We start from the raw sequence: 15,005 nt of genomic DNA, 5'->3' as shown, positions 1-15,005 counted from the left end.
CATCGAGTCCGCGCCGCAGCGGTGGTAAGGGATCTCGCATGAGCTTCACCGATTTCTCCTCTGCCGAGCGTGCCCCTGGCTCGGCCGCTGCCCCCGCGTCCTCCGCCCCCCGGCTGCTCGTCGTCGGCTGCGGCGGGATCGGCGGCATCATCGCCGCGTACCTGTTCGAGCAGCGCCACGACGTCACCGCCTTCACGACGAACCCGCTCATCGCGGACGCCATCAACGCCGGCGGCTTCCGGGTGCGCGGCGAGACGAGCCCTGGCACGGTCGGCGGCCGCGCGGTGCGGGAGCTCGGCCCGGACACCCGACCCTTCGACTACATCCTCCTGGCGACGCAGCCGCCGCAGGTCGAGGAGGCCGCGCGGAACGCGGTCGCGCACCTCGCCCCGACGGGCGCGATGATCTGCCTTCAGAACGGCCTCTGCGAGGAGCGCATCGCGCGCATCGCCGGCCCGGAGCGCACCTTCGGGGGGATCGTCGCGTGGGGCGCCTCGATGGTGGAGCCCGGCGTGTACGACCGCACCTCGAGCGGCGGCTTCGTCCTCGGCCGGCTCGACGGGGCGAGCGACCCGCGCCTCGATGAGCTCGCGCGCATCCTCGAGGCGATCGGGCCGACGACCGTGACGGACAACCTCGCCGGGGCGCGCTGGTCGAAGCTCGCCATCAACTGCGCCATCTCGTCGCTCGGCACCGTCGGCGGCGATCGCCTGGGCGCGCTGCTCAGGCACCGCTTCGTCCGCCGCCTCGCACTGGAGATCATGACCGAGACCGTGCAGGTCTCGCGCGCGCTCGGCGTGCGCCTCGAGAAGGTCGCAGGGACGCTCGATCTCGACTGGATCGCGCTCACGGACGCCGAGCGCTCCGCCGTGGGCTCACCGGGGCTCTTCGCGAAGCACGCGCTGCTCCTCGCGGTGGGCGCGCGCTTCCGCCGCATGCGCTCCTCGATGCTCGCCGCCATCGAGCGAGGCCGCCCGCCGGCTGTCGACTTCCTGAACGGCGAGGTCATCGAGCGCGGCGCGGCGCTCGGCATCGCGACGCCGATCAACGCCGCGATCCGCGAGGAGGTGCTCGCGATCGCGGCGGGCAAGCGCAAGCCGAGCCTCACGCTGCTGCGCGCGTTCTTCGACCGGACGCGCGAGCTCGTGGGAGCGTCGTCGTCCATCCGGCCCCCGCCGCCGGCAACGCCGGCCGAACCGCCCGCGACCGCGCCGCACGAGCCGGCCGCGGCCCCGCCGTACGAGCCGCCCACGACCGCAACGAGCGCACAGGCGGACGCGTCGGGCGAGCCGTCCATGCCAGCAGAGAACGTCCAGAGCGATCTCGGGAGCGCGTAGACCAGGCGCGCCGAGCCGCTCGGCGACAGAGGACCGACAAGCAGACGAGCGGCCGACGGACACCGACACGTGTCCTGGCGCTCCTGGCGTCGTCGTGGATCGAGGTCGCCGCGCCGTCGCGGCGCGAACTCTTTGTCGCGCCGTGGCGTCGAAGTTCGGTAGCATCGGGCGTCTCTTCCTGCGGATCCTGAGAGATCCCTCGACGAGGAACCCTCGCATGACGCACTTCTCGCTCGCTCTCTCCTCCCGGCGCGGCGCCGCGCTCCGCGGCGCTTCCCTCGTGCTGCTCGTCGCGCTCGCCGCGTGCGGCGACGACGGAGGCGGAGGCGGCGGCGGCAGCGGGGCCGCGGGCGGCGGCGGCGGCGAGGGCGGCGGCGGCGGCGCGGTCATCGCGGAGCCGAACCGGTTCCGCCTGCGCATCGACGACGCCGAGGTCCCGTCCGTCGTGCTGGAGCTCGACAAGCAGAAGGCGCTCCAGGTCTTCGGCGAGGACGGCGCCAAGCAGATCACGATCCTCGACGTGGACACGACCGGGCTGCTCCAGAACGCGCTTGTGGAGATCCAGAAGGCGTGCGGGGAGAAGTGGCGGGTGGACAGCGTGGATCCCCAGCACGACTGCAGGCTCACCGACCTTGGCAAGACCTTTCCGGAGCCGTGGAAGACATCGCCGGAGTTCGCGCTCGTCCGGCTCCTCACCATGACGCCCGCCAACGCCGATGTGACGAAAACGTCCCTCGAGGGGTTTCAGAAGCTCATCGACGACCATCCTTCGACGTTCCGCTTCTCGTTCGCGGACATCCTCGCCGAGGCTCTCGGCATCGCGAGGACCGACGCGTTCGTGCCGATAGAGAAGCTCATCCCCGCGCTCCAGCAGCAGCTCCTTGCCTCACACCCGGCCATCTCCGATCCGGAGGGCGTGAAGATGCCGATCACGCTCTACGAGGCCCTGTACGATCTCGAGGCGCTCGACGAGAAGCTCGGCCCAATCGGCGATCATCCCGGCGTGCTCGTCCGCGACGACGAGACGTTCACGACGAAGAGCGATGTCCTCCTGCCCGATTTCCAGATGCGCGTGGTCGCCGAATCTGGCCTGCGCAGGGTCTCGGGTGTCGACCTCTCCAGCGGCGGCGGCGATATGTTCCTCCGCCAGAGCGACGCACCACTCAAGTTCGATTTCAACGATCCGGAGAAGCTCCAAATCAGCGGCATTGCGCAGAACCCGACCGTCGATATGCGGATAGCGCTGCGCGAGCTCCCCACCACCGTGTCTTCCTGCAGCGATACGCCAGCCTGCAAGGGGAACTACCCCGAGACCCCGGTGGGTACGAACAAGATCTGGAGTGTTTCGCCTTTCCTGCTCGAGCCCATCGTCGCCAAGGCAGCCTACCTCACGTACCAGGAGCGTCAGTACGGCCGTTGCTTTATCGGAGGGATGACGCCGCCGCCCGACCCCTCGTGCGACGTGGGTGTAGGGATCGGACAAGGGGGCGATCCTGCCGGTTGGACGTTCTTCCGCTCTGACATCGTGATTGGCGGGAACCCTGTCACGTCGCCGGTGCCTCAATTCCTCTGGGAGCTGCTCACCGAGGTTGGACAGGTCGCCATCCACGACCCGACCGGCGACGGCAACCCCGAGATCCTGGACGGCGCCGCCCAGCCGGTCTACGCGCTCCACAACGTCGGCATCGGCCTTACCGCCGACGAGATCGTGGCCGAGCTCCGCCCCACCCTGCAGAGCCAGGCCAACGAGATCGCGGAGATCATCCTGGGCCGTTACTGGATCAACAACGACGGGCTCGACTTCTTCTACGGCCGCGGCGCGCCCGACGGCGCGCCCACCTTGTTCTTCGTCGCCGAGGACGACCTCCGGCCTTCGGATCAAAGCTCGGAGGCCCCTCGCGCCTACTCCTACGAAAGTCCCGGCTTCTTCACGAGCCCGGATCTCAGCGAGGCGAGCAAGGTCTCGACGAAGGAGCTCGACGGCGTCGACGACACGACGCACGAGAAATACCGGCTGCCGCCGGGCGAGACCACGCTGTACATGCAGGACGACGAGGGCGCCGTCTACGAGGTCCGCTTCTACGTGCCCGAGAGCGACGATCCGGTGGAGATCACCGCCGACGTGGAGAAGCTCTGATCATGGAAGCGCGAGACCGCACCCGCCCCGCCGCACCCGCCGCCCGCCGGCTCTCCCGGCTCGGCCCCCTGCTCGCCGCCGCGCTCTCCACTGCGCTGCCCGGCTGCGTCGAGGCCGTCACGGTGGAGCAGGCGCCGCCTCCGCCGGCGCTCGGCATGAACGAGAGCCGCACCCTCACGCTCGAGTTCCTGCGGTTCGACGCGAGGGGCTTCGCCAAGACGCTCACGCTCGACGAGCTCAAGGCCATCCCGCGGCCCACCCTCGAGGGGATATGGCTGCTCGATCTCGACATCTCGACGCTCATCGAGAACGCGCTGCTCAAGGTCATGTACATGCCCCCCGCGGAGATCGCGGCGCTCCCGCCGGCGTCGCGGAACCTCGTCGGGCTCCTGAACATGACGCCGGAGAACGCCGACCTCCGCGGCACGAGCCTCGAGGGCCTGCTCGGGGTCGGCAACGCCGTCGGGCTCCCGACGTCGAAGATCCTCTCGGACCTCACGGGCGCGGCCGGCAACGAGCGGCTCATCCCCGTCCAGATCACCTCGCAGGCGGTCCTGGAGAACCTGGTCAGCACCCACCCGAACACCCAGCACCGGAGAGGGCCGCCGAACGACGAGCACCCGGACGGCGTCTACCCCGTCGCGCCGCACTCCATCCCCGTCACGCTGTACGACGTCGTCACCGATTTCGCCGGCCTCGCCGCGCAGTTCGGCCCGACGCCGCTCGATCCGGACGACCCGGGCGGCGCGGAGCACCCCGGCTTCATCAAGGCCGCGTCGGGGGTGAAGGCGGCCCTCGACGACTTCACGATGACGGTCCGCGTCGACGTCAACGCCCTGCCGTACAAGGGGGTCGACGCCACGATGGCCGATGTCGCGAGCGTCAACAGCACGCCGGGTCAGATAGACACCCTGTTCGATTTCAGCCAGGAGGACTGGCTCGTTCTGGACAACCTCGCCAGGAACCTGAGCATCGGCGAGCTCACGCTGGCCATCCCCGAGAACGCGATGCTCCTGCCAGGCGGAACGAGCCGGGAGCCCGCGCCGCGCGGCAATTCGCCCGTGTGGGAACAGCCGCTCTGGGAGTTCGAGCACATCCTCGCCCGCGCGGGTGAGCTCAGGGCAGCGCAGATCGAGGATCACTGCTCCAGCTACGCGCCCGCGGGCACCTCGACGAGCGACTTCGAGGCCGTGAAGGTCTGCATCGACGAGAGCGGGTGGACCGAGATCAGCGTCGACGAGAGCGTCGTCCTGGAAGACCCGCCTCCGGCGCCGTCTTACTTCTGGGACATCCTCCTCGACGTGGCCCAGGCGCGGCTCCATGACGGCGGCCTCGCCGAGGGGGAGGCCGACCTCGAGGTGACCCTGCGCGACGTGCCGGTCGGCGTGAAGACCGAGGATCTCGTCGCGAGCATCAAGGAGAACCTCGCGAGCGATCCAGCGGTCCTCAAGGACATGGCGCTCGAGCTCAACAACAACGCCGCCGGCGACGCGGACTTCTACCTCTACCAGCCGAGCACCGAGAGCGGCGTCGCCGGCCAGCGGGATTACCTCTACTTCGTCGCGCCCGACGACATCCGCAAGGACGCGGACGGCGTGCGCGTGCGCGACTATGCGTACGAGAGCCCTGGCTTCTTCTCCGACCCCGCGCTCGAGAAGAAGGTGTCGACGACCGAGGAGATCGACGGCGACGCGCTCCACGAGAAGGTGGAGGTCAAGGCGGGAGATACGCTGTACTTCGCGGACGACGAGGGGCACCGCTACGAGATCAGGATCGGCGACAAGCCGAGCCCCCATCGCCTCTCGCTCACCCTCACCCGGATCCAGTGATCGGCCCCCCCCACCGTGAGGACCCGTCTCATGCAAGGAGCTCTGCCGCCCCCGCGGCCCCGCGCCCGTGCGCGTCAACGAACACGACGTGAGCTCGCCGCGCTCTCGCTCGCGACAGGCCTCGTCTGCCTGACGGCGCGGGACGCGCACGCCTCGGGCATCGACGCGCCCTGGGTGACGAGCGGCCTCTCGGGCCCCACGACGTCCGACGCCGCGGCGGTCTACTGGAACCCGGCCGAGCTCGCGGGGGTCCAGCGGCCCGAGCTCGTCCTGGGCGCGGGCCTCATCGTCGGCCACGCGACCTACCAGCGCGAGCGGCGCGGCACGTACCAGACGCCGGACACGCTTCAGTTCAAGCTCCCGCTCGATCCGGCGAACGTCGACGCCAGCAAGCGCGGCCGCGCCGAGGAGGTGTCGACGACGCCGATCGCGCCGACGGGCAACGCCTTCCTGGCGATCCCGGTCCTGCCGAACCGCCTGACCGTGGGCGTCGGCCTGTACGTGCCTTATGCCGCGGCGCTCAGCTTCCAGGACGGCGCGCAGCGCTGGCAGCTCCGGCAGGCGTTCATCGTCTCGACGTCGCTCACGGCGGCCGCCGGGCTCAAGCTGACCGACCAGGTCTCGCTCGGCGCCGGCGTGTCCTACGTCAGCGGCCTCGCGGAGCTCTCGAAGGTGCAGGACTTCGGGAGCCTCAAGGAGTTCCACGACGGCCTCGACTACCTCAAGCAGGACAACGACTTCGGCCCGAACACGCCGTCCGAGCTGCGCGAGCTCGACGTCCTCGCGCGCTCCATCTCGATCAAGGAGGCCCTGTCGCACGGCGCCTCCTTCCACCTCGGGCTGGCCTTCAATCCCAACAAGGACCTTCGCTTCGGCCTCACGTACCAGCACAGCGCCGCGATGCGGTACAAGGGCAAGTTCGCCATCGACATGAACCACCCGTTCTTCACGCAGGACCTCGCCGAGCAGGGCCTGCGTTACAAGCCGCTGGTCGAGGGCGACGTGGAGCTCTCGTTCACGCTCCCCAAGCGGCTCACCGCCGGCGTCGGCTACCGGGTGAACGACAAGCTCAGCCTCGATGGGCTCCTCTCGTACGTGCTCTATTCGGACATCGAGGCGTTCGTCGTCGAGGCCTCCTCTCCGGACCTCGCCCAGCCGAAGCTCGGGATCACCGATCGCGTCACCGTGACGCTGCCGCGCAGGTGGAACGACACGGTGTGGGCGGAGATCGGCGCCAAGTACAAGCTGAGCGAGGCGTTTCTGGCGACGGCGTCGGTCGGGTATCAGTCGGCGGCCTCGCCGGACAGCACGATCGACGTGGCCTCGCCCGACAACCACCGGCTGATCGGGGACGTCGGGGGTGTCTTGAAGCTCAGCGATCGCGTGTCGCTCTCGGGCGACGTCCGCGTGCAGGGCATCCTGCCGCGCACGGTGACCGGCTCGGACTACGACCTCGGCAACGGGAAGTACTCGCTGGTGCTCGCGACGGTGGGCGGACACCTCAAGTTCGTGTTCTGACGGCGATTCGCTGACCACCGGCGGCACGACATCGTTGGGCAACGGCTCTGCGGCGCCGAACCGCTGTCAGGTGCCCGGCGCGAGTACATAGGAAGCGCCATGCACGTGCTGGACCTCGTCGAGGATCGGTTCGAAGTCGAGCGTTTCGCCGCCTCCGGCGGGATGGGGGACGTGTACCGCGCGCGCGATCGGCGGTCGGGAGAGGCGATCGCGCTCAAGGTCCTGCAGGGCGCCAGCGAGCGCGATCTGCGCCGGTTCGCGCGAGAGGCGGAGGCGCTCGTCACGCTGCGGTTGCCCGGCGTCGTGCAGTATGTCGCGCACGGCGTGACCGGCGCAGGGCAGCCGTACCTGGCCATGGAGTGGCTCGAAGGCGTCACCCTGGAGGAGCGGCTCGCCGAAGGACCGCTGACGTTCGACGAGAGCGTGACGCTGGCCGCGCGCGTGGCGGAAACGCTTGGCGCCGTCCATGGCCTCGGCATCGTTCACCGCGACCTCAAGCCGAGCAACCTGATGCTCGTCGATGGCGACGTCGAGCGCGTCACGCTGCTCGACTTCGGTATCGCGCGCAATCTCCGGATCGAGCTGAGCCTCACGTCGCCCGGAGCGCTCCTCGGAACGCCCGGGTACATCTCCCCCGAGCAGGCGCGCGGCGACTTGGCCGTCGACGCCCGCGCCGACGTGTTCGCGCTCGGATGCGTGCTGTTTCAGTGCCTCGCCGGGCGCCCGCCGTTCCTGGGCGGCAGCGTGCTCGCGCTGCTCGTGAAGGTCGTCCTGGAAGATCCACCGCGGCTCGGGGAGCTCCGCGGCGACATCCCCGAGCCGCTCGAGCGCCTGGTGACGCGGATGCTGTCGAAGGAGGCAGCGCAGCGGCCGCGCGACGGCGCCGCCGTCGCAGCGGAGCTCGCGGCGCTGGCCGACGGGCGCCCCGGCGGAGCGGGCGCCGTCTCGGCGCCGTCCGCGTCGAGCGAGGCGATCACGACGGCCGAGCGCAGGGTCATGTGTGTCATTTTGACCGCCAACGGCACAGACGAGACAGACGCCACGCACTCGGACGCCGAGGGCGCCGCGCGGACCCAGGCGCTGCGGGACATCGTGGCGCGCCACGGCGGGAGCCTCGATGTGCTCCAATCGCGCTGGCTGCTCGTCGCGCTGTCGGGCGCCGAGTCCCCGACCGACCTCGCGGTGCGAGCGGCCCACTGCGCGCTCGCGCTCCGGACGGTGCTTGGCGGCGCACCGATGGCCGTCGCGACGGGGCTGGCGGAGATCGAGGGGAGGTTGCCTGTCGGCGAGCTCGTCGATCGCGTGGCGCAGCTCATCGCCGGGCGTGACGGCCCGCTGCCCTCGGGCATCCGGCTCGACGAAGCGACGGCGAGCCTGCTCGCGAGCCGCTTCGATACGGCGCGCGAGCCCGAAGGATGCTGGCTTCGCGGCGCCAAGGCGGAGCCGGACACTGTCCCCAGGTTGCTCGGGAAGCCGACGCCCTGTGTGGGGCGCGAGCGCGAGCTCTCTCAGCTCGCGGCCGAGTGGCGCCACTGCGTGGACGAGGGCTCCGCGAGCGCCGTGGTCGTCGTGGGCGCCCCCGGTCTTGGCAAGTCGCGCCTCGCCTGGGAGTTCCTCCGCGCCCTCGAGGAGCAGCGCGAGGCCGCCGAGATCTGGATCGGCAGGGCCGATCCGATGGCGGCCGGCTCGGCGTTTGGCCTGCTGTCCCAGGCGCTCCGCCGCGCCATGCGCATCCTCGACGGCGAGCCGCTGGAGGTGCGGCGGAGCAAGGTGCGCGACCGGGTCGAGCAGCTCGAGAGGCTCGGGGCCAAGCGCCCGCACGTCGCGGCGTTCCTCGGCGAGCTCGTCGGGACGGCGTTCCCCGACGAAGGCGACGTGCAGCTCAGCGCGGCGCGGCAGAACCCGATGCTGATGGGCGATCGCCTCCGCGAGGCGTTCGTGGACTTCGTCAAGGCCGAGTGCCAGCGGCAGCCGGTGCTCGTGGTGCTGGAGGACCTCCACTGGGGCGATCTGCCCACGGTGACCTTGATCGACGCCGCGCTCCGGCACGCCAGGGACCTGCCCTTGTTCGTCCTGGCGCTCGCTCGTCCAGAGGTCGACGAGCTCTTCCCGGCGCTCTGGAGCGAGCGCCACGGCCTCCGGCTCAGCCTCGCTCCGCTGCCCCGGCGCGCGGGTGAGCGGCTCGTGCGGGAGGTGCTCGGAGAAGGCATCGGCGCCGAGCAGATCGAGAGGCTCCTCTCCTGCGCCGAGGGCAACGCGTTCATGCTGGAGGAGCAGATCCGCGCGGTCGCCGAGGGCAGGAGCGCGGGCACGCCCGAGACGGCGCTCGCCATGGTGCAGGCGCGGCTCGAGGCGCTGGACGTCGAAGAGCGGCGCGTCCTGCGCGCGGCGAGCGTCTTCGGTGAGACGTTCTGGCAGGGTGGAATCGCCGCCCTCGTGGGCGGCGCGCCGGTGGCGCCGCGGCTGGGCGAGCTCGCGCGGCGGGAGCTCATCCTGCGGCGCCACGAGGCGCGTGTCGCAGGCGAGGTGGAGTACGGGTTCCGCCATGCGCTGGTCCGGGAAGCCGCGTATGGCATGCTCACCGAGCGCGACCGCCGTGTCGGCCACGCGCTCGCGGGCGACTGGCTGGAACGGACCGGCGGCGCAGACGCGATGGCGCTCGCGGAGCACTTCGAGCTCGGCGGCGCGCCGGCGCGGGCGGCGGAGGCGTACCTGCGCGCCGCGGAAGAGGCGCTTCGCGGCAACGATCTGCGCACGGCGGTGGAGCGCGCCGACCGCGGCATCGGCTGCGGCGCCGCTGGAGAGACCGCGGGCAGGCTCCGCCGAGTTCAGGCCGAAGCGCATGTATGGAGCGGCGATTCCACGCTCGCCGTGGAGCGAGGCCTGGAGGCGATCGAGCGGGTCGAGCGAGGCTCGACCACATGGTTCTCAGCCATCGAGCAGCTGTGCCTGGCCTCGTCCAAGCAGGGATCGTTCGACGCGCTGGAGCGATGGCTGGCCATGGCGGCGGATGCGCCAGCCGCAGGCAACGCTCAGTGCGTCAAGCTCACGTGTCTCAGCGCCGGCGCGATGATGCTGACCATGAGTGGGCGTTATGCCGAAGGGGACGCTCTGATGGAGACCGTCGAGCGCACTCTCGCAAAATCAGGGATACAAGACCTGGAGGTGATTGGACGCCTCCACGACGCGCGCGCGTGCTACGCGATGTGCACTGGTGACCTCAGCGCCGCCGCGAACCGCCTGGAGACGGCGCTGTCCGCCTTTGACCAGGCTGGCGATCGTCGCAATACCTGCAGCGCCCGAGCAAATCTCGGCTTTTTCTACGCGGAGCTCGGCGACTTCGAGAGGGCGGAGTCGTTGCTGCGCGCATCCAGGGACGAAACCGACCGGTTGCAGCTCTGGGATCTGAAGATCGTTGTGGAGTCGAACCTCGCGCAGATCCTCACGCATCGCGGGCAGCTGGCCGAGGCGCGGAGGCTCGCAGAAGCAGGCGCCACGCCGAGCCGGGAAGCGAGCGGCGCGCGTGTGGAGATGATGTCCCGCTGCTGCCTCGGGAGGATCGCCCTCGCCGCCGGCGATCTCGAGGCCGCCGAGCGCGAAGCGCGCGCTGCCATCTCGCTCGCTCCCGGCATACCGACGCTCGGCGTGCAGGCCTTTGCGGTCCTCGCGCGCGCGCTGCTCGGACTCGGCCGCATCGACGACGCAGTCCGGACAGCAGCCGACGCCAACGCCACGCTGGAGTCGTTCGGAACCATCGAAGAGGGCGAGTCGTTCGTCCGTCTGACCTGCGCCGAGGTGCTCTCCGCGAGCGGTAGGCACGACGAGGCCGCCGCCGCGATCAGCGCGGCCAGGACGGCCCTGCTCGCGCGCGCCGAGAAGCTCGGCGACCCGGCCTGGCGCGAGCGCTTTCTCGAGCACGTCCCCGACAACGCCCGCACGCTCGAGCTCGCGCGGCGGTGGCTCGGCGGCTGATCCTCGCCGTGCAAGGCGCTTCTCTCTTGGTGGAGGGGAGTGGGGCTCAGGACGCTCTCATCGGATGATGAGCTCACGTCGTGGCTGTTCGCCGCGAGCCGGCGCGCTGTTCTCCGCGAGGAACAGGTGTCTCCTCCAGAGAGACAGGGGGCTCGGCAGCCTCGTGCTCAGCTCCGGAGATAGGGGAACGATACGCCTCGATTTCGGCGCAAACGAGGGAGCTCGCCGACGGACACCCGGCCCGCTCGCCGTGGCATGGCATCTGCAAAACCTTCCGCCGGACGCTTCGTTTCTCGCTGACAGCGCCGCTTCAACCCACGGGCAAGGCACGTTGCGCGCGGGTCGACGCGCAGAGGGCCGCTCACCGTGAGCTCCTGTCGACGTCAACGACATCGCAGTTCCACCTGTCCGGTCACCATCGAGGAGAGTCGAATGTTCACTCGCGTTGCCAAACGATCCATGTCCATCCTTCCCGCGTCGCTTTTCGCGAGCATCACCCTGCTCGGCTGTCAGGTCGAGGTCGCCGAGGAGCCGTCCCCCGACGTCGAGGTGGGCGAGGCGAGCCAGGAGTTGATCAACTGCAAGGGCCGGTGCGTCAGGTTCTTCTTGGCCTGCATCCGGTCGAGCGAAGAACCCGAATTGTGCACCGCCGAGCGGGATGCCTGCCTGGCGGACTGCGACGAGCAGACCTGCGAGCCCGGGGAGCCCGGGTGCTGCCAGGGTCAGCCGACCTGCTGGTAGTCGCCTCTCCCCCGCCCTGCCGGGATGATGGAACCGCCAAAGCGCCATAAGACGCCAAGATTATTGAGATTTTCTTGGCGTCCTTGGCGCCGTGGCGATTCAAAAGACCCACCGTCAGTCAAAGTACCCCACCACCCTGGAGAGGGCGACGCAGGGACCGCAGGCCGCGACGCGGCATGCTACACAGGGTCCTGTGAGCCTGGGCGAGAGCGTGATCATCTGCCCGGGGTGCAGCGCGGAGAACTCACCCTTCAACCCGCGTTGCACCCGCTGCGAGGCGCTGCTCTCGGAGGAGCCGCGGTCGCGCTCCACAACCGCCGACGAGCCCCCGTCGAGGCAGTCGACCTCCCGCGACGAGCACGTGTCCTCGAGCGTCACGATCGATCCGCTCGCAAGCACGGTTGTCGTCCCGGACGGGGGAGCGCCCGTGCCTCCGGCGCCGCCCGGGGCCGAGGCGTCGCTCGATCTGCGCCCGGGCACGAAGCTCGGCCGGTTCGAGGTGCTCGATCGCCTCGGCGAGGGCGGCATGGGCGTGGTGGTGCGAGCGCGCGATCACGTGCTCGGCCGCGACGTGGCCATCAAGGTGCTGCGGCCCGAGGTGCTGGGGCGATCGGGCGCGGCGACGGCGCTCGCGCGGCTCGTCCGCGAGGCGCAGGCCATGGCGAGGATCAAGCACCCCAACGTCGTCACGGTGCACGAGGTCGACGCCTCGGGCGGGCAGGTGCGCGTGGTGATGGAGCACGTCGACGGCCGGACGCTGCGCGCGTTCTGCGCGGAGAAGCGGCGGCCCGCCTCGGAGGTCGTGGCGGCCTTCCTCCAGGCGGGAAAGGGGCTGTCGCAGGTGCACCACGCGGGGCTCGTGCACCGCGATTTCAAGCCCGACAACGTCCTTGTCGGCGCCGACGGCCGCGTGCGCGTCACCGATTTCGGGCTCGCGGGGCTCGCGGAGGGCGAGGCCGGCGGCGGCGGCGCGGAGGCGGGGATCGAGGCCGCGCTCACGCGTTCGGGCTCGTTTCTGGGGACGCCCGTCTACATGGCGCCGGAGCAGCACCGGCGAGAGGCCGCGGATGCGCGGGCCGATCAGTATGCGTTCTGCGTGTCGCTGTGGGAGGCGCTCGCGGGCGAGCGTCCGTTCGCCGGCAAGACCTACGACGAGCTGCGCGAGAACGTGGCGCTCGGGCGGGTGCGAGAGCCGCCGCGAGGGTCCGAGATGCCGGCGCGGATCCGCCGCTGTCTCGAGCGCGGGCTCTCCGTCGACAGGGACGCTCGATACCCCGACATGGACGCGCTGCTCGCCGATCTATCGAAGGATCCGGCGGCGGCGTGGAGGCGCGGGCTCGTCGCGGCGTCGGGCCTCGCGCTCGCGGGCCTGCTCGCGTTCGCTTTCGCGCGGCAGCCTGCGGACAGGCTCTGCAAGGGCGGCGAGGCGAGGCTCGCGGGCGTCTGGGACGAGGCGACGATGGCGAAGGTGCGGGCAGCGTTCGCCGGCACCGGGCGGCCGCACGCGGAGGACACGTACCGGCGCGTGGAGAAGGCGCTGGGCGATCGAGCGCGCGCGTGGGTCGCGATGTACGCCGACTCGTGCGAGGCCACGCATGTGAGGGGCGATCAGTCGGCCGGGCTGCTCGATCTCCGGACGCTGTGCCTGGAGCGCCGCCGCCAGGAGATGGGGGCGCTCACGGCGCTCTTCGCGCACGGGGCGGACGCCGAGGTGCTCGATCGATCGATCGAGGCGTCGCTCGCGCTCCCGGGCCTCGAGCGCTGCGCGGACGCGGGCGCGCTGACCGCGGCGATCCCGCCGCCCGCCGACGCCGCGGCGCGGGCCCGCATCGACGCGCTGCGGGGTCGCCTTGCCGAGGTCAGGGCCCTCTATGAGGCCGGCAAGTTCGGCGACGCGCTCGCGCTCGCGCGGCCGCTCGCCGACGAGGCCCGCGCGGCGGACCACGCCCCGATCGAGGCGGAGGCGCTCTTGATGCTCGGGCGCGCGGCGCGGGACGCGCACGACGCCCCGGCCGCGGAGGCGGCGCTCCGCGAGGCGCTGCGCGCGGCGGCGCGGGCCAGGGACGACGCCCTCGCGGCGGAGGCATGGCCGCAGCTCATCTACGTGGTCGGCTACCTGGGAGGCCGGCACGCCGACGCGCTCGCGCTGCAGCTGGCCGCCGAGGGCGCGGTCGAGCGCACCGGGGGCGACACGCTGGCGAGCGCGCGGCTGCTCGGCACGCTGGGCAGCGTGCTCGACGAGCAGGGGAAGTACGGCGAGGCGGCGCAGCACGTCGAGCGCGCCCTGGCCGGCCTCGAGAAGGCCCTTGGCCCGAGCCATCCCGAGGTCGGGGCGACGTGGAGCCGCCTGGGCACCGTCCTCCTCCACCTCGAGAGGTTCGATGACGCCGAGCGCGCCTACACGCGAGCGCTCGCCGTCCGAGAGGAGACGCTCGGCGCCTCTCATCCGAGCGTCGCGCTCACGCTCAACAGCCTGGGTCGCCTCTTCAACACCCAGGGCAAATACCGAGATGCCTTGTCCCGGATCGAGCGCGCCATCGCCATCCAGGAACGGGCGCTCGGCCCCGATCACCCGTTTCTCGGGGCCTCCGTCAACAACCTCGGCAATGCGCTCGTCATGCTCGGCGAGACCGACGCTGCCAGGCGTGCTCACGAGCGGGTGCTCGCCATCCGGGAGAAGGCGCTCGGCCCCGATCACCCCGACGTCGCGTCATCCCTCAACAACATCGGGGCCGTCCTGGAGATGCAGCAAAAGTTCGCCGAGGCGACGCCCTTTTACGAACGGTCGCTCGCGATCCGCGAGAAGGCGCTCGGCCCGGATCACGCGAACGTGGCCGCCTCGCTCGGCAACCTGGGGAGCGCGCTCGTCGCGCAGAAGAGGTACGCCGAGGGCCTGGTGCGCCTCGAGCGCGCCGCGGCGATCCAGGAGAAGGCCTTGGGCCCGAGCTCGCATGCGGTCGCATCGATGCTCACCGGGATTGCCAGCGCCTACAACGAGAAGGGCGAGCCGGGAAAGGCGCGCCCGTTCGCCGAGCGGGCGCTCGCCATCTATGCGGCGAAGGGCGAGGGCGTCTCGCCGATCGAGCTCGCGGATACGCGCTTCCACGCGGCCCGGGCGCTCTGGGGCTCGGCGCGGGACCGGAAGCGGGCGGTCGAGCTCGCGACCCAGGCGCGCGACGCCTATGCGGCCGAAGAGGGGGAGTACGCGAAGCGCGCGCTCACGGCGGTAAACGGGTGGCTCGCAGCGCACGGCAGCGCGCGGTGACGAGGGGCCCGCGCTCGGGGAGGAGCTCCCGAGCGGGTGGCAGGGGAACTCCCCTATCCTGCGCCCTCACCTACCCGCGGCTCTCGAATCTCGAGCTCGCGATCGTCATCGACTTTGGCGAGGTGAGAGTGAGGCAGGGTATCCATCGCGTGGTCAACGGACTGCGGGAATGACTTCACCCCTCTCCCTCAGATTCTACGGAGGAG

7 protein-coding genes are annotated in these 15,005 nt (G+C 70.9%); all 7 read left to right on the top strand.

The genetic code is table 11. The features are described from left to right. Positions 1–38 precede the first annotated feature (38 nt). The 7 genes from WMF12_RS45205 (at position 39) to WMF12_RS45175 (ending at position 14,799) form a co-directional block, all read left to right on the top strand. Entirely contained in the window at positions 39–1,337 is a 1,299-nt protein-coding gene (locus WMF12_RS45205; RefSeq protein ID WP_437854958.1) for a ketopantoate reductase family protein, read from the top strand. A gap of 217 nt (positions 1,338–1,554) precedes the next feature. After that, positions 1,555–3,474, top strand: a complete 1,920-nt coding sequence (locus tag WMF12_RS45200) for a hypothetical protein (protein ID WP_437854956.1) — start codon at positions 1,555–1,557, stop codon at positions 3,472–3,474. Between the two features lie 2 nt (positions 3,475–3,476). Next, entirely contained in the window at positions 3,477–5,303 is a 1,827-nt protein-coding gene (locus tag WMF12_RS45195; RefSeq protein ID WP_437854954.1) for an acetyltransferase, read from the top strand. A 30-nt stretch (positions 5,304–5,333) separates the two neighbouring features. After that, positions 5,334–6,821 carry an OmpP1/FadL family transporter gene (locus WMF12_RS45190; RefSeq protein ID WP_437854953.1) on the top strand — a complete coding sequence of 496 codons (1,488 nt, stop codon included), beginning with the start codon at positions 5,334–5,336 and terminating at the stop codon, positions 6,819–6,821. Positions 6,822–6,920: 99 nt separating this feature from the next. Continuing rightward, complete coding sequence (locus WMF12_RS45185) at positions 6,921–10,793, top strand: protein kinase domain-containing protein (protein WP_437854951.1); 3,873 nt, start codon at positions 6,921–6,923, stop codon at positions 10,791–10,793. Between the two features lie 459 nt (positions 10,794–11,252). After that, positions 11,253–11,534: a hypothetical protein gene (locus tag WMF12_RS45180; RefSeq protein WP_437854949.1), complete on the top strand. Its 282-nt coding sequence runs from the start codon at positions 11,253–11,255 to the stop codon at positions 11,532–11,534. Positions 11,535–11,727: 193 nt separating this feature from the next. Further along, the gene (locus tag WMF12_RS45175) at positions 11,728–14,799 is read left to right on the top strand and encodes a tetratricopeptide repeat protein (protein ID WP_437854947.1); all 3,072 of its coding nucleotides are present in this window, start codon (positions 11,728–11,730) and stop codon (positions 14,797–14,799) included. Positions 14,800–15,005 lie beyond the last annotated feature (206 nt).

Source organism: Sorangium sp. So ce363 (genome assembly GCF_051520435.1).
Taxonomy (GTDB): Bacteria; Myxococcota_A; Polyangia; order Polyangiales; family Polyangiaceae; genus Sorangium; species Sorangium cellulosum_B.
Note: the sequence above shows the minus strand (reverse complement) of the source record. Positions and strands in the feature narration are given on the sequence as shown.